Source organism: Trichocoleus sp. ST-U1, assembly GCF_039961835.1.
Lineage (GTDB): Bacteria > Cyanobacteriota > Cyanobacteriia > Cyanobacteriales > FACHB-T130 > FACHB-T130.
Map to the genome: position 1 here is coordinate 12636 of NZ_JAMPJZ010000053.1, position 25526 is coordinate 38161.

Consider the following 25526-nt stretch of genomic DNA (forward strand, 5'->3'; position numbering starts at 1 on the left):
TGAGAGTTTGTCAAGGGTTTTAAAAAAAGCATAGCAGCTGGAATGTTGCTCAGGGCGATCGCTCGCCCAAAACCAGAAGGCAAATGCCAAAATCCGACCTTAAGGCTGACCAAGAGAACTGCCTTCGCACTTTATGATTTGTAAAGTGAACGTTTGTAAACTATCAGCAGTCTAAATAGACAGGCAGGCACAGAGCTAACCTGTTGCCTTTGCATCTCACCGCTGGACAGCCCCGCCCAAGGTGAGTCCGAACCGTCTCCTGAGTGGAACACCCAAGTGCAACTTAAGCGTATGTCTCCTGATATCTCTGCTGCTCAAGCCTCTCGGCAGCAAACGAGTCAAAAATCAACAAGCCAACGGCAAAATCAAAAAATTCCCCTATTTATATTGATATTTGCTGTTTTAGGGATGCCTGGGTTGACCAGTTGTGGCATTCTGCCGAAAGCGGAAGCGGAGGCTCAATCTCCCAGAGGGCAAGAAGGGGGGCAAGGAAAACCTACACCAGTGGATGTGGCGATCGCTCGCAGCGAATCGCTTCAAGAAGATGTAAAATTCATCGGCACGACTCGCCCACTCAGAGAAGTCTCGGTGCAACCCCAAGTGGAAGGACGGCTGCTCTCTCTTAAAGCAGATGTGGGAGATCGGGTAGCGCAGGGTCAAATTGTTGCCCAGTTAGATGACACCACCTTGCTGACTAGCGTGAATCAGGCGCAAGCAGAACTCGCAACGCTTCAAGCAGAAGTTGCCCGCGCCCGAACTCAGGTAGCTAATGCCCGGACACAGGTGGAACAGGCAAAAGTTGAATTGCAGCAAACACAGCGGGATGCAGCTCGACTGGCTGGCTTGGCGAGACAGGGCGCGATCGCTCAGCAACAAGCAGAATTAGCTCAAACCGAAGCTCAAACGGCTCAACAAGCTTTGCTCTCTGCTCAGTCACAGGTGAGTACAGAACAGCAAGCAGTCGTAGCGGCTCAAGGCAGAGTCAAGGCGCAACAATCTGTACTGGCTCAAAGTCGCGAACGCCAATCCTATTCAGTATTAACTTCTCCAATTAGCGGCGTTGTCGTTTCTAAAGGGTTAGAACCGGGGGATTTAGCGAATCCAGGTAGTGAAATCTTGAAAATTGGAGATTTCAGCCGCGTCACAGTAGTGGTGCCAGTTTCAGAATTGGAATTGTCAAATATCCGGGCTGGACAATCGGTGCGGGTGCAATTAGATGCCTTCAAAAACAGGGAATTTCTTGGACAAGTGGCTCGCATTTCTCCGGCGGCGAATGTAGCGGCTCGTCAAGTGCCGGTAGAAGTCACGATTGCCAACCCCAAGGGTGAGATCGGCAGCGGACTATTGGCACGGGTCAGCTTTGCCTCAAATGCGTCCCAACGGGTAGTGGTGCCGCAAACAGCGCTGCAAGAAGCAGGAGAGAGAGGGAGACAGGGACAAGGAGGGCAGACACAAGGGAGGCAGGCACAAGGGGGACAGCCAAGGAGCGAGGGAGAGAGCGCTTCCAACTCCCAAGAAAATGCCAAATCTAGCAAAGCGACGGTGTTTGTTGTGACTCGTGAAGGGCAACAGCCAAGAGTGCAGGCTCGATCGGTGACAGTGGGCGATCGCGTAAATGGAAAAGTAGAAATTCTGTCGGGATTAAAGCCGGGAGAGCGATTTGTCAGCCGCGCTGGTAAGCCGCTCAAAGATGGCGAACTTGTCAGCTTAAGTGTTTTATCAGAAACCGCAAAGCCGTAGAGTTTTGAGTTTTGAGCTTTGACTTCTTAATTCAAAACTCACTCATTCACTCAAAATTCCGAATTAACTCAAAATTCAGAACTCAAAATTCAAAATTATTATGTCTGGATTTAGCCTAAGCGCGATCGCCATCCGCCGTCACATCGGCACACTGATGCTCACCATCGCTACGTTGGTGCTGGGAGTCTTCTTTCTCTCCCAACTGCAAGTTGATTTGTTGCCGTCTATCACCTATCCCCGGATTGGCGTGCGGCTAGAAGCCCCTGGAATCTCTCCAGAGGTAGCAGTTGACGAAATCACCAAACCGCTAGAAGAAGCATTAAGTACCACACAAGGAGTGGTGCAAGTTTACTCCCAAACCCGCGAAGGGCAAGTAAGTTTAGACTTGTACTTTGAACCGGGAGGGAACATTGACCAAGCGCTAAACGATGCCACCGCTGCCTTTAACCGGGGTCGCAGCAGACTCCCCAGTACCATCGAAGATGCCCGCTTATTTAAAGTTGACCCCTCCCAGCTACCCGTTTACGAAGTGGCGCTGCAATCTTCTTCTTTAGGAGAGGCGGATTTACGAGTATTTGCCGATGAAGAATTATCCCGCGAACTCGGTGTTGTCAATGGTGTCGCCTCTGTCGATGTTGCGGGTGGGGTGGAAGAACAAGTCCGGGTGCAAATTGACCTGAATCGCTTACAAGCCCTGGGGGTGAGTTTAACAGATGTGTTAAATGCTTTAGGCGATCGCAACCAGGATGTCTCTGGCGGTCGCTTGCAAGGCGCTGACTCCGAACCACTAACCCGCACCGTCGGACGCTTTCAGAATGCCCAAGAAATTAGCAATCTCTCCTTTGAAGTTGGTTCCCCAACCCCCAGCCCAGTAGGAGCGCAAAGCCCCGCGCTTTTACCGCAATCTCGCGTTTATCTAAGAGATTTTGCCGAAGTCATTGATGGGACAGAAGACCAGCGGGTATTTGTCTATCTGAATGGGCAACCAGCGGTAAAACTCAGCATCCAAAAGCAACCGGATGCCAATACTATCGAGGTTGTGGATGGAATTAAAAAACGGATCGAAGAACTGCGCCAAGCTGGGGTGATTCCCGAAGATATGAAACTGTTAGCAACGCTGGATGAGTCGAAATTTATCAGCAACTCGATCTCCAACGTGACCAGTTCCGGATTGCTGGGTGCAGGGTTGGCAGCGGTGGCGGTGATGCTATTTCTCGGTAGCGCCCGTCAAACTTTAATTATTATCATCGCCATTCCCCTAGCGACCATCGCGGCGATTATCTTAATGCAGCTATTTGGACTCTCCATCAACATTTTCAGCTTAGGTGGTTTGGCGCTGGGTGTGGGGATTGTCGTAGACAACTCTATCGTAATGATGGAGACAATTGCCGAAGGTGCTGGCATGACTCCGGGTCAGGATAGCAAAGCCCGTATGAATAGCCAGCAAGTAATCGATCAAGCAGAACGCAGCGGTCGCGAGGTGGAATCGGCGCTAATTGCCTCTACCACTACTAACTTGGTGTCTGTACTGCCGTTTTTGCTGATTGGTGGCTTTTTCTCCCTGCTATTTAATGAATTAATTCTTACCATTAGTTTTTCTGTAGCTGCCTCTCTATTGGTGGCGCTGACCGTGGTGCCAGCACTCAGTTCCCGGTTGTTGGCTATCCAGTGGTCGAGTGGCCTAGGTAAGTTTTGGCCTTTACGGGAATTTAACCGCCGATTTGAGGCAGCGACTGGCAGCTATACCCGCTTTCTGACTGGAGTAGTGCGTTATCGGTTGTTAGTAATCGCCGCTATTATTCTGCTTTTCGGCGGCAGTAGTTTGTGGATGGTCGGTCAAATTCCTCAAGAAATTCTGCCTCGGATTAATACAGGTCAAGCAAATTTGTTTGCCCAGTTTCCTCCTGGAACTAGCGTGGAAACTAACCAAAAAGTGATGAAACTGGTGGACGAAATCCTGGTTAAACAGCCAGAAAGCGACTATGTATTTAGCACAGCCGGAGGTTCTCTGTTCGGCAGCAACACGAATGCCAATCCCCTACGCGCTTCCAGCTCAATTACCCTCAAGCAAGGTACAGATGTCGAGAAGTTTGTTGAGAAAGTCAATCAAGAGTTTAACAAACTGAACTTGGCGGGGATTCGTCTGCGATTGAATCCCGGTCAGGTACGGGGGATTATCCTCAGTAACTCGCCAGTGCGGGGGGCGGATGTGGATATCATCCTCCAGGGAAACGATGAGCAGCGGTTGCAACAAGCGGGGCGGCAAGCGCTGCAAGCCTTGGATGAGCGAGTAAAAAGTGCAACTTTCCGACCTGATGCCGACTCTCGACAACCAGAAGTGCAGATTCGACCAGATTGGGAGCGTGCAGAGGAGTTGGGGTTGACGACGCAAGACATTGGGCAAACGATTCAGACAGCAATCGAGGGGTCAGTACCGACTCAGTTGCAAAGAGGCGATCGCTTAGTAGATGTGCGCGTTCAATTCAATGAGCAATCCGTGCAACGCGCTTCGCAGCTTGCACAAATCCCCTTATTTGTCAATAGCAACAGCTTAGTTCGGCTGGGTGATGTCGCGACCATTTCCGAAGGTCAAGCCCCCGGTGAAGTTCAGCGGATTAACCAACGACAGGTTTTTATCATTGCGGGTAGTCTGAGCGAAGGAGCTAACCTCAGCGACGCCCTGACAGAGGTAGACGAGGTACTGGGGAATTTGCGATTACCCGAAGGCGTGAGCGTGATACCTAGTTCGACAGCGGAAACAAATCAGCAGTTGCAAAACTCCTTGACAATTTTAGGAGGTTTAGCTGCTTTCTTGGTTTTCGTCGTCATGGCGGTACAATACAACTCCTTGATTGACCCCTTGGTAATTATGCTCACGGTGCCCCTGGCTTTAGCGGGGGGCATTCTGGGGCTTTATATCACCCAAACCGCTATCGGTGCTACGGTGCTAGTCGGTGCGGTGCTGCTGGTGGGGATTGTGGTAAACAACGCCATCATCATGGTGGAGTTGGCGAACCAAATTCACGAACAGGAAGGCATCGACCGACAGGCGGCGATTTTAAAAGCGGCTCCCATGCGCCTGAGAGCGATTATGATGACCACCATCACCACGGTTCTCGGCTTGTTTCCTTTGGCGCTGGGAATCGGGGAAGGCTCAGAATTTCTACAACCGTTAGGCGTTGTGGTGTTTTCCGGTCTATCTCTGGCGACGCTGCTAACCTTGTTTATTATTCCCTGCTTCTACGTGCTGCTGCACCAGTTCCCGGTCAGCAAACAGGTACTAAAATGGCAGCGATCGCTATCGAGAAAATTTGCCCGTAAAACTTTTTCGAGCGATCGGAAGTTCTAATTTGTGCTGTCTTTAGCACTCAGAGTTTAGCCCCACCCCTGCTCCTCCCGGTCAACGGGAAGGAGTTCAATATTCCCTCTCCGTCAACGGAGAGGGGTTAGGGGTGAGGTTCCGAGTGTGTATAGAGTTCGTTTTTTGCCCCAGCATCAATTGCTTCTTTCAATTTTGTGGGCGAACGGGAATTTCAATCCAGAACTCAGTGCCCTTGTCTGGTTGAGAAGAACACTTAAAAACGCCGCCGTGTTTTTCCACCACAATTTGATAGCTGATCGACAGTCCCAAACCCGTGCCTTTACCAACCGGCTTTGTCGTGAAAAAAGGATCGAAGATTTGCGCCTGCACCGCCTCTGGCATACCAGAGCCATTATCAATAATTTGAATCACCACGTTAGCAGGATGAGGGATGAAAGGATGAATAAGTGAATCGGTTTCATGCTTTATCCTTCCTTCTTGCTCCTGTATTTTTTCACCTTTTATTCTTTCTGCTTCCTCCTTCAAAAAGGTGCGGATAGTAATCTGAGCGGGTGAAGTTTTAACGTCTGATGATGTTAGGGCAGTATCTGTGTCACTTGCGTGGTGCAAATAACCAGCAGCTTCTCCCCTTTCCATCGGGTGGTTCGATCGATCCCAGTTGTTTTGCTGCTCCAGCGCGTCAATCGCATTGCTAAGGACATTCATAAACACTTGATTGAGCTGACCGGCATAACACTCAACTAAGGGCAGATCGCCATAAGCCTTTACAACTTCAATCGTAGGAGTATTACCCTTCCCTTTGAGTCGATGTTGCAAAATTAACAGCGTGCTGTCTAAACCCTCATGGATATCCACCCGTTTCATCTCGGCTTGGTCAAGGCGAGAGAAATTCCGGAGAGACAGCACCAGTTGACGGATTCTGTCGGCTCCCACCTTCATTGACGACAGCATTTTCGGCAGATCATCAGCAATGAATTCCAAATCGATTGCTTCTGCGTGTTTGGCAACCTCCCGATCGGGATGGGGGTAACGCTCCTGGTATAAATGCAACAGATCGATCAAATCTTTTACGTACTCGCCAACGTGAATGAGATTGCCGTAAATAAAATTAACCGGATTGTTGACTTCGTGAGCCACACCTGCGACTAGCTGTCCCAAACTCGACATTTTTTCTGTCTGAATCAGCTGGGTTTGGGTTTGTTGTAATTCTTGGAGGGCACAAGCGAGTTGTTCTGCTTGATGCTGGGTTTGAGCGAGTAATTCTGCTTGCTGTATTGCAACTCCCAGCTGAACAGCAGTCTGGGTGACGAACTCAATTTCCGAGACATCCCAATGTCTCTTTTGCGAGCATTGATGGATACAGAGCAATCCCCAAAGGATATCCCCTTTTAGCAGTGGCACCACGAGTTGAGCTTGGACTTGAAATTGCTCCAGCAGCTCAATATGGCAATCAGTTAAGCCTGCGTTGTAGATGTCATCAACTACTTGAATCCGACCCTGTTGATAAAGTACAGCATAGTTTTGGGAAAAGTGGCGGTCGTAAACTTTGGTTCCTAAAATCGGCTTTAAAGCTGGTAATACGTCTTCTGAGACAAATTCATCATCCAGCGAGCCAGAGGCGGAATATAAGCGAAATACTGCCACTCGGTCAGCCCCTAGCAGTTGTCGGACTTCAGTGGTCGTTGCTTTGAAGATTGTATTTAGATCGAGGGATTCTCGAATCTTCGTAATTACTCCAAACAATGCTTGCTGTTGTTCGGCAGCTTGTTCTAACTGTTGTGCTTGAGCGGTAGCAGTCGCAGCGGCACTACGGCTTTGTTCGTACAGTTCGGCTTGCTGAATTGCGATCGCGGCTTCATTTGCCAGCTGTTGCAGCAAATCAATTTCAGCAGTCTTCCATTCCCTAGGAGCTTGGCACTCATGGGCAATTAGTAGCCCCCATAGCTGTTCCCCCATGTTAATCGGGACAACTAAGTTGGCTTGAACCTGAATTTTCAGTAAAAACTCTATATGACAGGGATGTAAATCTGACTCAGCTACGTTATGAACTGCTCGAATCCTTCCTTGCTGGTAAGCAGAGGCGTACTCCTGAGGAAAGCATTCATCTTCGTATATCTCTCCCAGAATTGAGTTCCATCTGCCTGTCACTGCTTCTACAACCACCTCCCCTTGCCAACTTCTGGTGAACTGGTAAATTACCACTCGGTCTGTGCTTAGCAGTTTCCTGACTTCCTGCACAATGCTTTGTAGGATCTTCTCTAAATCCAGAGTGCTGCGAATTTGGTCTGTGACTTGCTTGAGGACTTTGGCAAACTCTAAGGACTGTTCTAGCTGGACAGTTCGCTCTTGAATTTGATGCTCCAGGTTGCTATTGAGAGACTGCACCTGTGTGTACAGGAGATACTGCTCAATCGCCATTGAGAAGTGATGACCCAAGGCTTGAGCGAGTTCAATTTCTCCCGGCGTCCACGCTTGTGCTTGACCTCGTTTCAGTTCCCTCCATGCCTCAAAGGAATTACGAGGTTGCAGTTGTCTCCGATCCGGGTCGAAATTTCCAGCCCACAAAGTTTCCGTATCAATTTCATTACGAAAAATGCACAAGTATCCCAGAAACTGCTGACGATACTGGAGGGGGACAATCAGGATGCCCCGAATTCGAGTCGTGCGGAACGCTGGCGCGATGACTCGCAGATGAGGTTCTTTATAGAGATCCGTCACTGCCTTGATGGGATTGCAGGCAGTGTCTTGTAATTTTAAATATTCCTGCCAAACGGGATGCTCTTCAAGCGGACGATCTTTCCCGATGGCTCCTAGCATCGGTTGATCGCCGCAGGCAAATAGGATTGCTTGACTTGGATTTTCTGCCGCTATGTAAATTCTGCCCCCACAACCTTTAAAGGCTGCAACCGTTTCCGTAAGGGCTTCAGAAAGCTGAATCGTTGGTAGTGCATGGAGCAGGGTGGCGACTCGGTTAATCCGCGCTTCCCGCGTTGCTTGGGCGCAGGCGAGTTCGAGTAAGGTAGATTGAGCGATCGCAATTGAAACTTGATCTGCCACTAACTGGACGATTTGCAGTTCTTGTTCCGAAACCGAACGCGATTCAGCGTGATGAGAGACTAATAAACCCCATAGTTCCGGCTGGGTCTCCTGCGTGCGGGCATCATGATATAGAATCGGCACCACGAGGGAAGATGTGACTCCCATTGCCGTGAGATATTCAATATGGCAGGAATCTACTGGGCGATAGCGAACATCTTCCGCCTTCAAAGCAGTACCTGTCTGGGCGCAATCCAAGGAACTCAGACCAATCAACCCTGAGGAAACATCGACAATTGAGCGCTGGCGAGCTTTCAGAAACATCTCGCGGGCGTGGGGAGGAATGTCATCAGCCGGAAAATTTAGTCCCATCAAAGATGGCAGGCGATTGTTATCAATTGCCTCGGCAATCACTTCTCCACTGCCATCGGCATGAAACCGATAAATCATCACGCGGTCGGTTTCAAGCAATGAGCGAATTTCAGCGACTGTCGATGTCAAAATTTCTGGCAATTCTAGCGATCGCCGAATCCGATTGGTAATTCCGTGTAATAAGCTTGCTTGGTCTATTTCGTGCTGCATTGTTTGCGTATTATCACTTAAGCTCATTCCCTCTATCCACCACTTTTATAAATTCAGGCATGAATGTTTTTGTATATTTCTATTCTGTAACTGAAAAGTCATACTGGGTATTCGTAAAACTATTGATCTTATAAAAGTTTTAAAATTATTGTTAACTTTAATATTTTCAAGAAAAAATAACTTAAAAATGTTGACAGTTTATGTAAGTCGTGCTATTAAAAGTTAAAAATATTTCCCCTAAAAAATCGCTAGTTCAGATTAGCTAAATATATAAATTCACAAAGGAGTAACGCTACTTTTTTCCTAACCGTTGCCGGATTTCTTGACGGACACTCATCAGGATTTTTCCCAAATGATTTTGTCCAGTTTTTTCTACACCGCAACCCCAGTAATAATCGGTGGGAGAATCCTCCACGATCGGACAATCGCCGGTAGAAAGCAGAATGGATTGAATCTCTAGGTGAGTTAGAAACTTGATTAGCACGGCTTCGCGCATAATTTGGGTTTTCACTTGTTCCCAGTCCGGACGGATGCGGCGGGTGCGATCGCGTCCCAGTATTGCGGCTTCCATTGGCGTCTTCGCGCTAGCGATCGCTGGGATTAACGCTTCATCCTCGGTGCCAACAAATTTTTGCGCTTGATAATAATGCTCCACCGTCATCCAATCTTGACCCAGCAGATAAATGTTATGAGGAGAAAAGTTGGAAAAACATCCGTAGGGATCTTCAAATTTATAAAAGTAAATCGTCATGTCGAAACTATAAAAGTGCTTGTCCCAGTTCTACCATGCTTGTTGCTGCAAGGGATGCAGTCGAGTAGGCGACTTTCAGCCGCTCGAGTATTCAGCATTATCAAAGTTGAGGATGGTAAGTACCTGTTGCCAACATCCCAACCCAGCTTTGGGTCTGTCTCCCCAATATGGTTCGGTGAAAATTATTGTTTGTTGGGTGGAGAAACGAAATCCAACAAATGCGAACTTTGGTATTTTTCGCCCTAACCAAACCGTATTCAGTGTTTCCCTGGGGCTGGTTGCCTGGTTACAGAACTTTCAGAAAACCTTATCGCTCAACCATTATAGGGGCACAGCATTGCCGTGCCCCTACTTTTTAAATCAACAATCGTGCCCCTACTCCTGGGAGTAAAAACTCTATCCTCTTTTCAGGGAACGGGACTGTTAAAACTGGTTACTGTTTCCCTAAAGCCTTTAATCCCTGATCGATCTGGTCAGCTTGCTGAGTTTGACCTTGCTCTTTAAACAAGTCTCTGGCTTTTTTCATCGCTTCGATTGACTCAGACTTCTTACCTTGTTGATTTAGAGCTACCCCTAGACCAAAGTAAGCAGGTGCTGCTTTCGGAGCAATTTCGGTGGTCTTTTTAAGAGCTGCTACTCCCTCATTTAACTTTCCTTGTTTGACCAAGGCAACCCCTAAGAAATAGTGTGCATCTGCACTTTTCGGGTCGATTTCAATTGCCTTCTTGAAAGCCTCAGCCGCTTCGGGTAATTTGCTGTTACCTTGGGCACCTAAAGCAACTCCCAAATCATTGTAAGATCTGGCGTTTTTCGGGTCAATTTCAATTGACTTTTTGAAGTTAGCAGCCGCTTCAGGTAATTTGCCTTGATTGACCTGAATAAATCCTAAATCATTATAGGATTTGGCATTTTTCGGATCAATTTCAATTGCCTTTTTAAAAGTAGCAGACGCCTCTTCCAGTTTCTTTTCTTGAACCTGAACAAATCCTAATTTATGATATAGCTCTATATTTTTAGGACTATTTGCAATTGCCTTTTGAAAAGCATCACTGGCTTCAGGAAATTTCTTTTGGTTGACCAGAATAGTTCCTAACTTATTGTAACTTTCTGCATCCTTGGGATTAATCTCAACGGCTTTGTTGTAGTCAGCGATCGCTTCGTTTAATTTGCCTTGTTGAGCTAGAGTATTTCCTGAGTCAACATACTTTTTAGCGTCAGCCTCTGATTTTTGACAACCTAGCGTCAGGAAGCTTAAGCATCCCGCTGCTAAAATCATCAGCCCGAACCTGGATAACTTTGCAGTCCTAGAAGACATAACCTAGCAAGTTTCTGGATGAAAGCCCCAATATAACACATGAGGAAATTGCACCACTGACGATTTAAAAGGGGGTTGCACTCTCAAAAATTTAATTTTGTAGAGTGAGGAATACCTACCAAATCTTATCTGGGTGGGCTTTTGCCCACCCAAAAGAAGTCAACCCTTACTAACTAAATGCTCAATCGTTTTACCCACCCATTCCCGGTATCATGCTCTTACTGAGGCGTTTGATAGCACTCTCTGCCACTTCAGAGTAACGACTCTCTCCGCACAGAATCTTGCCCATGCGCTCAGTGGCACCAGGGCGCTTAACACCGACTCGATAAGCAATCCCAGGAACTCTGTAAAACACTCCTGCTAAGCGTTGTGCCCACTGCATATCCGATCCCCATTCTTCGGCGATCGTGCTGGTATATCTTTCCAGAGCATTGCCATCCCCGGAGAGTGATTTGTCAATCGCTTCCGCTGCCTTCAAGCCGCTAAACATTGAGGGACGAATTCCCTCAGCCGTAAACGGATCGACAACACAGGCGGCTTCTCCGGCTAAAACTGCATTTTGCGTATGCAGCCTTTGATTGCCATCCCATAGAGAAAGGGGATGACCATATTGCTTGCTCTGATTGACCTCTACGCCGAAAGATTTGGCGTACTCAGCCAAAATTTTCTTAAAGTCTTGGGGTTCACCGCCGATGAACGTGCCAACGCCGATAGAATAGCCGTCTGCTTTAGGAAAGTTCCAAATATAGCCATTTTTGACCATCCCAAATTCAAAATGAATCTTTTGTTGGTTGGTATTTTGGGCGGGTATTTCTGCTTCTAAGGCTCCAGCCAGACGCCGTTTGCGCTCTTTAAAGTCTAACCACTTAGCCATTGGCCCTTTGGCTCCGTCTGCGGCAATCAGATAGCGACCTTCAACGGATCCATTGGCGGTGTTGACTTGCCAGCGATCGCTCTTAAACTCAATCCCCGTTACTTCAGTGTTGTCTCGCAGTTCTGCGCCTTGTTGCTGCGCCTGCTGCATCAGGAAGTTGTCGAAAACGTCTCGCCTTACCATCCAAATCGGTTGTCCTGTTTCCAGCCCTACTTCCACTGGATCGCCCATTTTCCAGGTGTAGCGGAGTGATTTGAGTTTTAAGGAAATCGCTGGAGAAAAATCAAAATCAAACCACTCTTGTATCGCTGGTGATACTCCACCCCCACACGGTTTGTAACGCGGCATTGCGTCTTTTTCTAAGACTAAAACCGAACGTCCTCCCTTAGCTAGATGATAAGCTGCGGTTCCACCTGCTGGGCCAGCACCGACAATAATGCAGTCAAACATCGTGTTAATTTTTGCTTCTGAACACACTTGCAATTTAAGCTTGTTAAGCGAAGAATTTACATCCTCACGCTTGACACTCACTGGTAATTAAGCTTAATTGCTTTCCCTACCAGCTAGCTATTTGCGTAATTATGCTTATCTCGGTAAAACGTATACAATTTCAGGCTTTCAGGATTTTTAAGATAAATATTATTCGCCTTGATTTAGATTTTCTCTTGACTTCTAGAAGACAAACCGTGTTTTCCAGTACGTAGTCGTTCAGCTTTTTCTTCCAGACAACTAGAGAGCGCGATCGCGATATTTATTCAATTCATCAATTTTACTGAGTGCAAAGTTTATATAAAGCTTATAGGATAGGTTCATGAAAGTTTTATAAAGTCGCTGACCGACTATTTGGTGTTTCTACTATTTTCATAAGGGGAAAAGCGATGTTCTGGGAATTACGCATCCAATACGCCAACGGCAACGAGAAAGTTTTACGCACCTGCAAAAATCGAGAAACAGCCCTGCGGTACATCGATGCGATCTACTCCCAGGGCTATCCTATGCACGTTGCTTTCCTGGTTCGCCCTGCTTTAGATGGACAAGCGCTTCAACCTGCCTAGTATCCGTTTTTAGCCTTTTGTCCTGAGTCCTTAGCTCTAGCACTATCGCTTTTGACGAGCGACCCATGACGAGTGACTAATGACTTTAAACGGTCGTGATATCTTTTTCTTTCTCGGCTAACAGCTCATCAACCTTGGCAACGTACTTGTCAGTTAGCTTTTGAATTTTTTCCTGCAAGTCTCGCGCTTCATCCTCAGAGATTTCACTATTTTTTTCTTGCTTGCGAATTGAGTCTACGGCGTCGCGGCGGATATTGCGAACAGAAACTCTTCCTTCTTCAGCATACTTGGCAGCGATTTTTGCCAGTTCTTTACGACGCTCGGTCGTTAGGGGCGGAATATTCAATCGAATCACCGAGCCATCATTGCTCGGAGTTAAACCGACATCTGATAAAGAAATCGCTTTTTCGATCAGATTCATGCTGCCGCGGTCAAACGGCTGAATGGTAATCGTACTAGAATCTGGTGTATTAATACTTGCCAGAGATTTTAGAGGGGTTGGGGAACCATAGTATTCCACCGACACCCGGTCGAGGAGAGAGGCGTTTGCCCGTCCCGTCCGAATCGTATTAAAAGACCGTTGAGTTGCCTCAATTGTCTTTTGCATATGATTTTCAACATCAGCTAATTTCACAAGATCCTCCTACAATTGTTCCCACCGCTTCTCCCGTAACGGCGCGGTGGATATTGCCCCGCACCGAGAGGTCGAACACAACGATGGGGATGTTGTTGTCTTTGCACAGGGCGATCGCGGTACTATCCATCACCCGCAGATCGTGAGTGAGGACGTGTCCGTAGGTCAGGCTCTGATAGCGACGCGCCCCTGGGTTGAGATGGGGATCTGAATCATAGATCCCGTCTACTTTGGTTGCTTTAAAAATTACATTCGCATCAATTTCCGCCGCTCGCAAGGCAGCGGTCGTATCAGTGGTGAAGAAGGGGTTTCCCGATCCAGCCCCAAAAATTACGACCCGTCCTTTTTCTAAGTGGCGAATGGCGCGACGCCGGATGTAAGGCTCCGCTACTTCCTGCATGGCGATCGCTGTTTGGACTCGTGTCGGTACTCCGATTTGCTCCAAGGAGTCTTGCAAGGTCATCGCATTCATCACCGTTGCAATCATCCCGATGTAGTCGGCTGTCGCCCGATCCATGCCAGCCGAAGCTGCCTTGACACCGCGAAAGATATTGCCGCCACCGACGACAATTGCCATCTGAATGCCACTTGCCACGACATCTGCGACTTCCTGCGCGATTTCCTGAACCACCATTGGATCGATTCCATAGCCCAGGTTGCCCATTAAAGCTTCACCGCTCAGCTTTAGTAAAACCCGCCGATAAGTTATCCCCATGCCCAGACTATTGTCTCACTCAAAATACCTCCACCATAAGATAACAGTAGAGGAGTAAGTTTTGTGATATTATCCGCAAATTCAGTTACTAAAGTGTGGAGAGCCTTGAGACTACGTGTTAAGGACGCCAGTTTATCGGGGTGCCTACCGCCTCAGTTGAGGCGGTTGTAATCGCCGTTTTTCCTTGCAGTAAAGAAGCGATCGCATCCCGTAAATAATGCACCTTCACCGCTGCTGGATCTTGGGAATTATCATCAATCCGTCCCCTGTAGCGGAGTATCCCAGAATTATCTAATAAGAAAACCTCTGGCGTTGTCTGTCCCCCAAAGCAACGAGCGACATCCTGTGTGGTATCTCTCAGATAAGGAAAATTTAGACCATGAGTTGCTACCAAATTTTGCATATTCTCGAAGCTGTCTTCAGGCGACTGAACCGCATCATTGGCGTTGATGCCAATCAGGGTAAATCCCTGGCTTTGGAACTCGCTTTGAATCTGGATTAGCCGACCCATATAGGACTGCACGTATGGGCAATGATTGCACATAAAAACAACGCCCACAGCTCGATACTTTTCTAAATACCGAGCCAGGTGGTGGACTTGATTATCGATTCCCGGTAATTCAAAATCTGGAGCATAACTACCAATAGGAGTGCCGGTCTTTTCCATTACACTCATTTACTTATCCCTGGGTAATTACAACAAAGTACGAGGGGGCTACAGTCGTAAAGAACAAAGCAATTACGGTCTCTATTTGCCTTGGGAGAACGCCTGATAACCGATTAGTTTGTAGACTAATTTTGCAGCAGTAAATTCTGATACTACGGAATCTACAATCGGTGCCAATTCCATAACATCACAACCAATCACTTCGTGATTTTGAAACACTTGCCGCAAAAAAGAGAGTAGGGAGTACCAATTTAATCCACCGGGTTCTGGGGTGCCGACACCAGGTATCAGGGTGGGGTCAATCCCGTCGAGGTCAATGGTGAGGAAAACGCGTCTGGTGGGGATACTTGCGATCGCCCTTTCCATCCAATCCGGTTGCGTCGCAATTTCTCTCGCCCGGAACACCGTCAAATTCTTCTCTTTGATCAAGTCAGCTTCTTCTTTGCAAATGGCGCGGATGCCGATTTGTACAGTTGGCAATCCCATTTCCACAATCCGCCGCATCACGCAAGCATGGTTGTGAATCGAGCCTTCGTACTCATAGCGCAAATCGCCGTGAGCATCTATTTGCACGACCGTAAAGGGTTCATCGGGGTAAGCTTTTTGGTATGCCTCTACAAGACCAGTTGTAATGCTGTGTTCGCCACCCAGACCAATCACAAACTTGCCGTCAGCTATCATCTGAGATACCGTTTCGCGGGTAACTTGCAGCATTTCCTCAGATGAAACTGAACGACCGTTGCGGGTGTCTGCAATTGATTCAGCCGTATAAATTCCAATGTCTTTGCCAGTTTCCCAATCTAGCTCCTCATCATAATATTCCACCTGCCCAGAGGCTTCTAGAATCGCATCTGGCCCATTTTCGCAGCCATTTCGATACGTTGTCGTCGCCTCATAAGGAATCGGCAAAATCACCACTCGCGCGGCATCGTAGGTAGAAGCTAAATCAGGACCAAGGAATGGCAGAACAGAAGTAGGAGTTTGCACCGTAGTCATCACCAACTAAATTTCATGAGGGAGTCACCAATCTAGATACTGACATACTCCCCGCTTTGAGTGCTACGCACAGATGAAAAACTAAGGTTTTGAAATTGGAAATTGAAAATTGGAATTCTCCGTGTCACTTTCCGCTTCTTGTGAGAGTCTTCACCTGTGTACCAGGCTTATCTACACTTGGCATCAGAGTTTTTACGGGATTTTCGATTCAGTTGCTCAAAATTATTGGAATTAGTGTTTTCCAGAGTTGAAGAATTGTAAAATTAGGAAAGCATAAGTCTACCCGTGGCGTTGAGAGCGCATTCAAGGTGCGACGGGATAGAAATCAAAGAGATGCGATCGCTATCTATCCCATGACTCCATCTTCCTCCACCACTCCAACTGCACCTACGGCTGCCCATATCGTCACGAAAACTTGGACTTGGCAAGGTTTTCCCATCTGCTACCAGACTCAGGGAACTCAAGGGCCAGCGGTTGTGCTGGTACATGGATTTGGGGCATCTTGGGGGCACTGGCGCAAAAACATCCCGGTGTTGGCTCAAAATTGCCGCGTCTATGCCATTGACTTAATTGGCTTTGGTGGTTCCGCGAAACCCACGCCAGGGGGCAAGATTTCCTACACCTTTGAAACTTGGGGACAGCAACTCGCTGATTTTTGCCGCGAGGTGGTAGGAAGCCCCGTTTTTTTAGTCGGAAATTCCATTGGCTGTATTGTGGCAATGCAAGCAGCAGTCGCTCACCCAGATATTGTCTTGGGAACTGCCCTCATTAACTGCTCTCTGCGGCTGCTGCACGACCGCAAACGCGCCCAGTTGCCCTGGTATCGAAGCTTTGGGGCACCTATCGTTCAACGACTGCTGGCAGTTAAGTGGATTGGCAAATTCTTCTTTAGCCAACTTGCCAAGCCGAAGGTGGTAAGGAAGGTTCTCCTGCAAGCCTACAAGCATCCGGAAGCGGTGACAGACGAACTGGTGGATATGCTCATGGCACCCGCGTTTGATGAGGGGGCTGTGGACGTTTTTGTAGCCTTTACACGCTATTCTCAAGGGCCGCTGCCGGAAGACCTGCTGCCCCTTTTGCCCTGCCCGACCATCATTCTCTGGGGAACGGAAGATCCTTGGGAACCGATAGAACTGGGGCGAGAGTTTGCCAATTACCCCAAAATTGAGAAGTTTATTCCCATCGAAGGTGTCGGGCATTGTCCCCAGGATGAAGCGCCTGAATTAGTTAACCCAATTTTGCAGGATTGGATATTGCAGATGTACTCGGACAATCAAGTTGTAGCTGAAAATCCTTAGATTGGTGGAATTGGGGATCTATAGCAATTCTCTATTGAATGCAGTACGGTTTAACCCCTTCTGTGCCCCTCCCCGTAAACCTCTCTAGGTTCAATATTTCTCCTCTCCGTAAACGGAGAGGGGTTGGGGGTGAGGTTCCGAGTGTGTATATTGCACTCAACTGAGAACTGCTAAATGCTTCATTTAAAATGAGTCCCGGTTAGCACTCCGCTTAAGCCAGTCTTGACCCAGCTGAATCGTCACATCCGAAACTAGATTGCCCGTACTTTCAACACGCACTTCCCCGAATCCCAGCGAACGGTAGATGGCTTTGGCACTATTTCCATCTCCCTGTTGAGCCACTACGTGCGTTACCCGCAACGGTTCGGGCCACGGGTCGTCAACGTAGACGTTTCGGTAGCCAGCATTCCTTAGCGTGTTGATTAAAGATTGGACAGCCTTCATATCACCTGTACTATCTTGAATCGCTACCCGGATATAGGCTGGGTCAGTTGCTTCACCACCGTCCAATCCCTGGTCAAAATGCTGCGCCATCATCGTCTGGATGCGGCGGCGATTTGGCACCCAGTAACTCACCTCATGATGCCCACTGCCACTAAAGTCACCCGGTACCATTAACATTTGCACTTGGGAACGGTCGGTCTTAACACCATAGCCAACCAGGGCCAATAACTCCTCAACCGTCAAGTTGGTGTCAATATGCGACTGAATAACCGAAAGAATCTTCGGCATTCTCGCTAAAGTGGTTGGATTCAGTGCTTGTTCCATCAGTGCCCGCATTACCATTTGCTGCCGCTGAATCCGACCGATGTCGCCATACTTGTCATAGCGGAAGCGCAGCAATTGCAGCACTTGATTGCCATTGAGATGTTGTTTTCCTGCTTTCAGGTTGATGTACAGGTGCTGGCTATCATCTCGATATTTCATATCCCTGGGGACATAGACGGTAACGCCACCCAAGGCGTCCACCAGCTTTTCTACCCCCTGAACGTTTATTCGGATGTAGCGATCGATTCCCACGCCGCTGAGGAGTTCGCTGGTTGCCTTAGCACTGAGGGCTGGTCCCCCCTCAAGATTCGCTGCATTAATCTTGGTAACGCCGACGCCCTCCACAAAGGTGCGGGTATCCCGTGGGATTGATAAAGCCGCGATTTTTTGCGCCTCCGGGTCAAACCGCAGCAAGAGCATGGTATCTGATAGACCCTCGAAGGAGTTTACCAGGGCGTGGTATCCCAGATTTTTCGTTTCAGGAGGAGGGTTATCCAGGTCGGAGGAGATGACCTTGATTCCCATGACTAAGATATTTACCGGGCGGGTCAGTTCTGGCAATCGCATACTGGTGCGGGAAATGCGATCGCCATCAAACACCGCAGCTTCTTCCGGACTTAGCTGGCTTTGCAGCAAAGGCGTACTGGAAAAAGACACGGCTAACAAAGCTCCCGCAGTTGCTGACAGCATTGCCACCCCAGTCAAGCCCAACCCAAGCCAAAGCCAGTTCACCTGGTTTCGTTTTTGAACAGGCCTTTTCTTGATGGGTTGATTGGATGTTTGCCCCCACGGGCGTTTTTCAGGAATTTTTCGGGCTGACACTGGCTTCCTCACACACGCAAAAAAGATAACACGAATTTGTGTTCAAGGTAGGGGCGCGGAATCTGGCAATCTGGAGCTGGGACGTTTATTTCTAACAAAATCCGTCCTTAAGAAGGATTGCACTAGAACACTCATAGCAGTTTTTCTACCGATTTACTGCAAAATCAGGCAAACACTGGCAAGAGTTTAACCTCATTTCGGTAGAGATGCGTAGGCTAGAGGGAGAACCAGCTATCAAGTGCATAGGCCAAATCTTCATTCGACCTTCCCCATTCCTTACTTTTGTTCCAGGAAAGCATCCGGATACAAATGGGTTGCACTCAACTCTGGTTGCTTTCCTTGAAAAAATACTGTGCGCCTACAACCTCTATGCCTCGTCCCAAGCTGAGGCAAAGCAATACACGCTCGTTTAGGACAAGTGTTTGCGAACGACTCCCTCCGCAAGCCCGCTAACACCCGGAATACGTACAGACTTCCGTTGCCACAGACGCACCATCAACCATAAGCTGACCAAAAAATAACCCGATGTCAATAGACCATTGATAAATAACAAACGCAGGGTTAAAGTTTCTGAAGCTTGTGCAACTCCAGCCCCCAATAAACCGTATGCCAACAGCCAACCGAGAGCCAGCGTCACCGACAGCCTACTCACGGTTTGTTGTTGCCGGTCGCTATCACGTCGGTATAACGTCCAGAGGGCTGGGAAAAAGCCAACTACAGGAATCAAATAGATAAACAGTTGGTAAAGTGGGGTTTCCAACCTGTCCCTCTTGATGTCTTGATTTTCAAACGGGTCAATGTCTTTCATTTTGGTTCCACAATAGACCCCATAAATAGAACAGTTCCAGTTTGATTATCTCGAATACAAGCGAAAAACGGGCGGTTAACAATCATCTCGAAGGGTTCCTCTGGCATCGGTGCAGATGTTGTCATTACTCCGACGGCAGTGACTGCGGCTGCTTCGGTTCCTGCTTCGTTCACTTCCACAAAGGTTTTGTGCTTGACTTGATTGAGCTGGAGTGGGATAGAACTCATCTGAGTAAAATTAGCATTTGAGTCGAAAGCTACTTCCATACCCAGCGCTTTGAGAGCGTCGTTGAGTTCTATGTCGTAGTCCATTTTGAAGCGAGGCATCTGGATGAATCCCGGTTTCGTTTTGAATTGAGTCATCCATTCCTCCCAGTTTTCAGTATTTAGCTGCTGGTAAAAATTTGTAAGTTTAAAATTTTCTTTTGGCAGAAAAACATATAAACTAAGTTTTCCTTTTCCGTAGGGTAAACTAATGGCTTGAAACTGGTCGTTTTCGTAGTATTTATATTTATCCCTTTGAGACATCATTGGGTGTTGTTTCTGAGTTCCATCGGAAAGATAGAACGGTTCAGTTGTTGTTTGCTTCTGGTCAAATTTCTTTGCCCAACTCCCTTTGAAGTAAAGAGCGTTGATCAAAAATAACACTTGATCGGGTGGAATTTCGTTGACAATTGAATTGATTTTACCGCGAGTATTTTGTTTTACCCAGTTATTAATGTCAGATATAGCGCTGGGTTTTCTAAAGTCTAGTCCTGCAATTTTCGCCTGATAAAATTGGCGATTTTTTTGAAGAAAATCTGGGTTAAAAGAGACGCCTTTCTTTGCCCAAAGAGAGTTGGCAATGGTGAGCTGCACTTGGGGGTCTGGATTTTCTAAGAGCGCTTTCAAGGCGTCATTGGATTGATTGACTTCCTGTAGGCTTAATCCTTGCAATTCCAGGGTTTTTGCCATTGCTTGTTGAGTATCGCCGCTAGCACCGTTGTAGGTCATCGAGAGTGCGATCGCTACACTAGAAGGCGACACAAAAATATTCTTGCCGCTGTCCTCTTTTAAAATTTCCTTGAAGAGTTTGAACCCAAATTTTGTATTCGCCGCAACCAGTCTCGAATCCACGGTTTTCTTCTGGCGCTGACTGATGGTAGGAGAGGTTCCAGGTTGCCTGGGTTCGCCCATTGCAGCCTGCGGATTTTTGACCATCGACCATCCCAGTAAACCGAATAGGATGATAGTGACTGATGCGATCGCTACCATTAAACTGAACATTGGTCGCTTCATATAGCTGTTTATATTGCTGTAACATTCCTTTTCTAGAATGACGGCTAACAGCCAGGGACGTTCCACTGGTTACGGTTTTGGCAACTGATACCAATTTACTATTTTGATGTCACATTTGCGATCCCCCCAACCCCCCTTCAAAAGGGGGGCAATAGACGTATTTGTGGCAGACATAAAGTGAAATGGTATGAACTGGATCGAAGAAGGTTTAAGGAGCGTGTCTATAGAAGGCGCGATATTTTGTTAAACGCACCCCTATATTCTTCAATCTCAAATCGCGATTCTATGTTTAATTTTTCCCTTTGAGTAGCTCTTTCGCCGGTACCGTCCACCAAGCTAAGGCATAGGCTTGAGTATTTTCATTGAATTTCTGACGATATTGGACGCGAATTTTGTAGCGACCCGTGGCAGGAATTTCCTGAAAAATGTGTTCTACACTATCAACATCGCTTTCCGAAGACCAGATACTCTTGCTGATATCATTATCTTCGGCTCGCATCAGGTAGATATCGAGATTGTTTAAGCCGCGATCGCTAAAACTTTCCCCGACATCAAACTGCTTGTTGTTATTTTGATCTTGTAACTCCACGCGCCTATCCCAGGCGAGCGTAATCGAGGCAAAACTCCCTTGCTGCAATGGTTGGTTCAAGACATAATCCTGAAATGCAGACTCCTTCACTGTGCGGTAATCCCAACCGACCAACGGCACCGGCTTTTCAGAATTCCACTGACCGGGACTAAATTGCTGGTAAGCCCGAAAAGTATTCATTTGTCCGGTACCCATTTGGAAGTCTAATGGGATTTTTCGGTCTTTGTAAGCATCGGAGGCTAACCAGTCGCGGTTATCTTTGGTCAAAATTGTGCGACTCATCGCTTGGCGCAGTCCATCGCCAGTGTCTTTGATTTTTTCTGCGGAGTTCAGCAGCACAGCTTTCATAACTTCATGACGACGGGCGTCTGGCGTCCAGTTGGGCTGTTGTGTTCGCAGTTGGCGATCGCTATATTCTTGTAATAACGCGACAGATGCGGTGACATGGGGAGCCGCAAAACTCGTTCCCGTAACCCGACTTTCCTTACCCTTAATATCTAATACCTCGATCTGGCTACCGGGTGCTACTAAACTAATCGAGCGACGCGGGCCAACATTAATTTCCCGGTCAAGCAGACGCTTCGCAATCCCGATAGGCGCAGCGCTCAAGTTGGCAAAATCTACTTTCGTAAAAATTCCCTCGCGGCGCGTTGTATAAGCAACATTGACGCCATTATAGTTATCGGTGGGAATCGGAATCCCGCCAGTCCCTTGATTCCCCGCTACTACATAAAGCGAGTCGTGGACGCGAGCAGACCAGTCAATACACTGGGTTAGTAGAGCGTTGCCATCCAGAATCGGGTTCGGTCGAGAATCTCGCTCCAGAGACTCTCCAAAACTAAAGTTAATTGCCCGAACATCGCCCCCATTTTGCATTGCCACATACTGCGTGGATAAGCACTCTTCCGGTTGACCTGTTTTTTGCGGTGCGCCAACCGCTGAAGCATAAAGTCGTGCCTGCGGTGCCACTCCGGGGAAACCTTTATCCGAGCTAATCATCACGCTTGCTACCATTGCTGCGTGCCCATCAACATTACTATCAGCTTTGGCTGGGGCATCTCGATAAAAGACTCGGATCAAGGAGAAGGCTCGATTCCGGGAAACCGCTTTATCCAAACCAAATTGTCCCGGTCTTCCAATCTCCACTTGACCGATAGCAATCTTACGACCCAATAAGTTATAAGGAGCAGCGTGTAGCCTTTGGGCATCAATGCCCGCTTCTCCCAGTGATGAGGTTTCGTTAGCCAGAGAGGAAGGAGCGGTTAAGGCGGTAATTCCCAGCCCCCAAACAAGCCATGTTAGTTTTTTAAAAATCTGCTGGTGAGCCACGCAAGCTTCTCCACTGAAGTTTTGAAGGTTGAAGGTTGAAGGTTGAAAATCTTAGTTTCAAGGTTGAAGGTTAGAGATTGAAGGTTAAATTCACACTTCATCGTTCATACTTCATACTTTTTTAAGGCTTGCCACGTCTTTTGTTAAACTGAATACCAGACGAGGACGCAAGAGAGTATAAATAACCATGACCCAAACGCCATCCCAGAAGCCGATTGTTATCGCTCCATCAATCCTATCAGCTGACTTCAGTCGATTGGGAGAGGAAATTCAGGCGGTAGATGCTGCCGGTGCAGATTGGATTCACGTTGATGTGATGGATGGTCGCTTTGTTCCGAATATCACAATTGGCCCGCTGATTGTAGAAGCGATTCGTCCTGTTACCCAAAAGCCGCTGGATGTCCACTTGATGATTGTGGAACCAGAAAAGTATGTGGCAGATTTTGCGAAGGCGGGGGCAGATCATATCTACGTTCATGCGGAACACAACGCTTCACCGCATCTGCACCGGACTCTAGGACAAATCAAGGAACTGGGTAAAAAGGCGGGTGTTGTTCTCAATCCTTCTACTCCTTTGGATTTGATTGAGTATGTGCTGGAGATTTGCGATCTGGTATTAATTATGAGCGTTAACCCCGGTTTCGGCGGTCAAAGTTTTATCCCAGAGATGGTGCCGAAAATCCGGAAGTTGCGTCAAATGTGCGATGAACGCGGTCTTGACCCTTGGATTGAAGTGGATGGCGGACTAAAAGTAGATAATACCTGGCAGGTTTTGGAAGCAGGAGCGAATGCAATTGTTGCTGGTTCTGCTGTGTTTAAGGCGAAGGATTATGCACAGGCAATTGAAGGGATTCGCAATAGTAAGCGTCCTTCACCAGAATTAGCGACTGTGTAGAAAGAATTTAATAATTTGCCTGTAGAGACGCGATGAATCGCATTCCTACTAGATGAAAAAAGCCTGCGATCGCAGGCTTTTTTTGTTGTTAGATGAAGAAGGCGTGCCAGAATAAGTACCAGCATTTGGCAATCGTGAAAGATGGTTTGGACGAATGGGCAAACGTTGTTTGGCGATCGCTATTTTATCGAAAAGAGGCTGGGCGAAGGCGGTATCGGCATTACCTATCTCGCCAGAAATAAACGCGGCGAACTGCGGGTAATTAAAACCCTGAGAGAACAAATTCTCAATCATCCCGCTTGGATACCGCGCCAAGCAAAACTACGGCAAGATTTCCGCGATGAAGCGCTGCGGCTGGCTTTGTGTCGTCATCCTCATGTGGTGCAGATAGAAAATGTCTTTGATGAAGGGAATCTGCCTTGCATAGCGATGGAATACATCGAAGGCGAAGACTTGGATCGTCGTGTCTTCCGAATCGGCGTACTATCGGAATCAGAAGCGCTGCAATACATCGGGCAAATCGGCGATGCTTTGACGGAGATTCACGAACGCGGCTTGCTGCATCGGGATCTCAAGCCCAATAATATTATGTTACGCGCTGGCAAATCGGAAGCTGTGCTGATTGATTTTGGCATTGCCAGAGAATTTATCCCCAATGCTATCCAGACGCATACAGAAAATCTTACTCCTGGCTACGCGCCACCCGAACAATATATCCCCAATGCAGAACGGGGAGAATATATAGATGTCTACGCCCTAGCCGCCACATTGTATACTTTGCTGACCGCAGAGGTTCCAATGCCTGCGCCTGCGAGATTGCAAAATATTCCTTTAGCACCACCGCAACAGTTAAATCCCAACATTAGCGACCGAGTAAATCAGGCAATTATGCGGGGAATGGCGCTTAATCAAAAGTATCGCCCTCAGTCTGTGCAGGAATGGTTGGATTTGCTGGGATGCAATGTAGGGGAGGGTTTAGGAACAATACCCTCTACACAATCGATAACACCTAATCCAAAATCCTCTCCAAAATCCACTCCTTTAAACCCTTCCTTACCAGGAAAAAGCCAAAATCTAAAATCCTCAACACCTGCTGTAGCGGTTCCTCAAACTTGGCGGTGTGTAATGACTCTCACAGGTCATTCAAACTATGTTAATTCCGTCGCCTTTAGCCCGGATGGGCAGATACTGGCTAGTGGTAGTGAGGACAACACTATCAAACTGTGGCAACTGGGTACCGGTAAAGAAATCCGCACTCTCACAGGTCATTCCGAGTCGGTTAATTCCATCGCCTTTAGCCCGGATGGGCAGCTACTTGCCAGTGGCAGTTCGGACAAAACTATCAAACTGTGGCTACCGAGTACGGGCAAAGAAACCCTCACTCTCGCTGGTCATTCCAACTTAGGGCAAACACATCTAAACTCTAGATTCCTTTTTCGGTCTGGGTTTCATGAATTCATAAGTATAAATACTCAAAGAATCAAACCCTTGTTAAGTGGGCAGTTCAAAAATAAGATGCGTTTGCGCTGTCATTTCGACTCGGTTAGATCAGTCACCTTTAGCCCGGATGGGCAGATACTGGCTAGTGGCAGTATGGACGACACTATCAAACTGTGGCAACTGGGTACCGGTAAAGAAATCCGCACTCTCACAAATTATTCTTACTCGGTTAGTAGATCAGTCGCTTTTAGCCCGGATGGGCAGATACTTGCTAGTGGCAGTTTGGAAGAGGAAGAGGAGGAAGAGACTATCAAACTGTGGCAACTAGGTACCGGCAAAGAAATCGGCATCCTCACTGGTCATTCCCACACAGTTTATTCTGTCGCCTTTAGCCCGGATGGGCAGATACTGGCTAGTGGCAGTGGGGACGACACTATCAAACTGTGGCAACTAGGTACCGGTCAAGAAATCCGCACTCTCACTGGTCATTCCTACCCAGTTATAGCAATCGCCAAGGTAATTAGGACGACAAGCATAAGACATGCTCGATTGCATCTCGCAAACAATTAAACTGGTCGAGTTGTTTGCGGATGCGGCTCTTGAGCCAAGACCA

General features: G+C 47.6%; 17 protein-coding genes and 2 pseudogenes. 6 read left to right on the plus strand and 13 right to left on the minus strand.

Going from position 1 to position 25526, the window contains the following annotated elements; all coding sequences use genetic code 11:
* Window positions 1–291 precede the first annotated feature (291 nt).
* Together NDA06_RS17855 and NDA06_RS17860 are read left to right on the plus strand one after the other, a co-directional pair.
* Entirely contained in the window at window positions 292–1740 is a 1449-nt protein-coding gene (locus NDA06_RS17855) for an efflux RND transporter periplasmic adaptor subunit (RefSeq protein WP_242047499.1), read from the plus strand.
* Window positions 1741–1840: 100 nt separating this feature from the next.
* Window positions 1841–5089, plus strand: a complete 3249-nt coding sequence (locus tag NDA06_RS17860; protein WP_190986379.1) for an efflux RND transporter permease subunit — start codon at window positions 1841–1843, stop codon at window positions 5087–5089.
* 159 nt (window positions 5090–5248) lie between these two features.
* Here the strand turns inward: NDA06_RS17860 and NDA06_RS17865 are convergent, their stop codons facing one another.
* The 4 genes from NDA06_RS17865 to NDA06_RS17880 all read right to left on the minus strand — a co-directional run bounded on the left by NDA06_RS17865 (window position 5249) and on the right by NDA06_RS17880 (window position 12070).
* Entirely contained in the window at window positions 5249–8707 is a 3459-nt protein-coding gene (locus tag NDA06_RS17865) for a GAF domain-containing protein (protein ID WP_190986380.1), read from the minus strand.
* Window positions 8708–8972: 265 nt separating this feature from the next.
* Window positions 8973–9431, minus strand: a complete 459-nt coding sequence (locus NDA06_RS17870) for an NADAR domain-containing protein (protein ID WP_190986381.1) — start codon at window positions 9429–9431, stop codon at window positions 8973–8975.
* A gap of 433 nt (window positions 9432–9864) precedes the next feature.
* On the minus strand, window positions 9865–10707 hold the full coding sequence (locus NDA06_RS17875) for a tetratricopeptide repeat protein (protein WP_206755389.1): 843 nt from the start codon (window positions 10705–10707) through the stop codon (window positions 9865–9867).
* Between the two features lie 229 nt (window positions 10708–10936).
* On the minus strand, window positions 10937–12070 hold the full coding sequence (locus NDA06_RS17880; RefSeq protein ID WP_190986386.1) for a geranylgeranyl reductase family protein: 1134 nt from the start codon (window positions 12068–12070) through the stop codon (window positions 10937–10939).
* A 428-nt stretch (window positions 12071–12498) separates the two neighbouring features.
* On the opposite strand from NDA06_RS17880, the gene NDA06_RS17885 reads away from it, so the two are divergent.
* Window positions 12499–12675: a family 2 glycosyl transferase gene (locus NDA06_RS17885; protein WP_190411992.1), complete on the plus strand. Its 177-nt coding sequence runs from the start codon at window positions 12499–12501 to the stop codon at window positions 12673–12675.
* A gap of 85 nt (window positions 12676–12760) precedes the next feature.
* On the opposite strand, the gene frr is transcribed toward NDA06_RS17885, so the two are convergent.
* The 4 genes from frr to speB all read right to left on the minus strand — a co-directional run bounded on the left by frr (window position 12761) and on the right by speB (window position 15687).
* The gene (frr, locus tag NDA06_RS17890) at window positions 12761–13309 is read right to left on the minus strand and encodes a ribosome recycling factor (RefSeq protein WP_190411993.1); all 549 of its coding nucleotides are present in this window, start codon (window positions 13307–13309) and stop codon (window positions 12761–12763) included.
* Window positions 13296–14024: a UMP kinase gene (pyrH, locus tag NDA06_RS17895; protein ID WP_190411994.1), complete on the minus strand. Its 729-nt coding sequence runs from the start codon at window positions 14022–14024 to the stop codon at window positions 13296–13298. The genes frr and pyrH overlap by 14 nt, the downstream gene beginning before the upstream one ends.
* Window positions 14025–14142: 118 nt before the next feature.
* A complete protein-coding gene (locus NDA06_RS17900; RefSeq protein WP_190411995.1) occupies window positions 14143–14700 on the minus strand; it encodes a thioredoxin family protein in 558 nt (185 codons plus the stop codon).
* A 72-nt stretch (window positions 14701–14772) separates the two neighbouring features.
* Window positions 14773–15687: an agmatinase gene (gene speB / locus NDA06_RS17905; RefSeq protein ID WP_190676625.1), complete on the minus strand. Its 915-nt coding sequence runs from the start codon at window positions 15685–15687 to the stop codon at window positions 14773–14775.
* A 353-nt stretch (window positions 15688–16040) separates the two neighbouring features.
* Here speB and NDA06_RS17910 point away from each other — a divergent pair, with 353 nt between their 5' ends.
* A complete protein-coding gene (locus NDA06_RS17910; RefSeq protein ID WP_190529233.1) occupies window positions 16041–16985 on the plus strand; it encodes an alpha/beta fold hydrolase in 945 nt (314 codons plus the stop codon).
* Window positions 16986–17168: 183 nt separating this feature from the next.
* On the opposite strand, the gene NDA06_RS17915 is transcribed toward NDA06_RS17910, so the two are convergent.
* The 4 genes from NDA06_RS17915 to NDA06_RS17930 all read right to left on the minus strand — a co-directional run bounded on the left by NDA06_RS17915 (window position 17169) and on the right by NDA06_RS17930 (window position 22563).
* The gene (locus tag NDA06_RS17915; RefSeq protein ID WP_190529180.1) at window positions 17169–18575 is read right to left on the minus strand and encodes an LCP family protein; all 1407 of its coding nucleotides are present in this window, start codon (window positions 18573–18575) and stop codon (window positions 17169–17171) included.
* 409 nt (window positions 18576–18984) lie between these two features.
* Window positions 18985–19383 carry a hypothetical protein gene (locus NDA06_RS17920; protein WP_190414259.1) on the minus strand — a complete coding sequence of 133 codons (399 nt, stop codon included), beginning with the start codon at window positions 19381–19383 and terminating at the stop codon, window positions 18985–18987.
* Window positions 19380–20660, minus strand: a complete 1281-nt coding sequence (locus tag NDA06_RS17925; protein WP_190986387.1) for a serpin family protein — start codon at window positions 20658–20660, stop codon at window positions 19380–19382. The genes NDA06_RS17920 and NDA06_RS17925 overlap by 4 nt, the downstream gene beginning before the upstream one ends.
* A 289-nt stretch (window positions 20661–20949) precedes the next feature.
* Window positions 20950–22563 carry a S8 family serine peptidase gene (locus tag NDA06_RS17930; protein ID WP_190435979.1) on the minus strand — a complete coding sequence of 538 codons (1614 nt, stop codon included), beginning with the start codon at window positions 22561–22563 and terminating at the stop codon, window positions 20950–20952.
* 202 nt (window positions 22564–22765) lie between these two features.
* On the opposite strand from NDA06_RS17930, the gene rpe reads away from it, so the two are divergent.
* Window positions 22766–23473 (plus strand): ribulose-phosphate 3-epimerase, encoded by a 708-nt coding sequence (gene rpe, locus NDA06_RS17935; RefSeq protein WP_190414261.1) that lies wholly within the window; start codon window positions 22766–22768, stop codon window positions 23471–23473.
* 141 nt (window positions 23474–23614) lie between these two features.
* Window positions 23615–25426: pseudogene (locus NDA06_RS17940) on the plus strand (serine/threonine-protein kinase); the annotation flags it as partial.
* A 7-nt stretch (window positions 25427–25433) separates the two neighbouring features.
* Here the strand turns inward: NDA06_RS17940 and NDA06_RS17945 are convergent.
* Window positions 25434–25526 (minus strand): annotated as a pseudogene (locus tag NDA06_RS17945) (IS630 family transposase); the annotation flags it as partial.

What these genes read in the sequence shown, in the direction of transcription:
- NDA06_RS17855 (WP_242047499.1), top strand. Translation starts at nt 292, where the DNA reads ATGTCTCCTGATATCTCTGCTGCTCAAGCCTCTCGGCAGCAAACGAGT.
- NDA06_RS17860 (WP_190986379.1), top strand. Translation starts at nt 1,841, where the DNA reads ATGTCTGGATTTAGCCTAAGCGCGATCGCCATCCGCCGTCACATCGGC.
- NDA06_RS17865 (WP_190986380.1), bottom strand. Translation starts at nt 8,707, where the DNA reads ATGAGCTTAAGTGATAATACGCAAACAATGCAGCACGAAATAGACCAA.
- NDA06_RS17870 (WP_190986381.1), bottom strand. Translation starts at nt 9,431, where the DNA reads ATGACGATTTACTTTTATAAATTTGAAGATCCCTACGGATGTTTTTCC.
- NDA06_RS17875 (WP_206755389.1), bottom strand. Translation starts at nt 10,707, where the DNA reads ATGATTTTAGCAGCGGGATGCTTAAGCTTCCTGACGCTAGGTTGTCAA.
- NDA06_RS17880 (WP_190986386.1), bottom strand. Translation starts at nt 12,070, where the DNA reads ATGTTTGACTGCATTATTGTCGGTGCTGGCCCAGCAGGTGGAACCGCA.
- NDA06_RS17885 (WP_190411992.1), top strand. Translation starts at nt 12,499, where the DNA reads ATGTTCTGGGAATTACGCATCCAATACGCCAACGGCAACGAGAAAGTT.
- pyrH (WP_190411994.1), bottom strand. Translation starts at nt 14,024, where the DNA reads ATGGGGATAACTTATCGGCGGGTTTTACTAAAGCTGAGCGGTGAAGCT.
- NDA06_RS17900 (WP_190411995.1), bottom strand. Translation starts at nt 14,700, where the DNA reads ATGAGTGTAATGGAAAAGACCGGCACTCCTATTGGTAGTTATGCTCCA.
- speB (WP_190676625.1), bottom strand. Translation starts at nt 15,687, where the DNA reads ATGACTACGGTGCAAACTCCTACTTCTGTTCTGCCATTCCTTGGTCCT.
- NDA06_RS17910 (WP_190529233.1), top strand. Translation starts at nt 16,041, where the DNA reads ATGACTCCATCTTCCTCCACCACTCCAACTGCACCTACGGCTGCCCAT.
- NDA06_RS17920 (WP_190414259.1), bottom strand. Translation starts at nt 19,383, where the DNA reads ATGAAAGACATTGACCCGTTTGAAAATCAAGACATCAAGAGGGACAGG.
- NDA06_RS17925 (WP_190986387.1), bottom strand. Translation starts at nt 20,660, where the DNA reads ATGAAGCGACCAATGTTCAGTTTAATGGTAGCGATCGCATCAGTCACT.
- rpe (WP_190414261.1), top strand. Translation starts at nt 22,766, where the DNA reads ATGACCCAAACGCCATCCCAGAAGCCGATTGTTATCGCTCCATCAATC.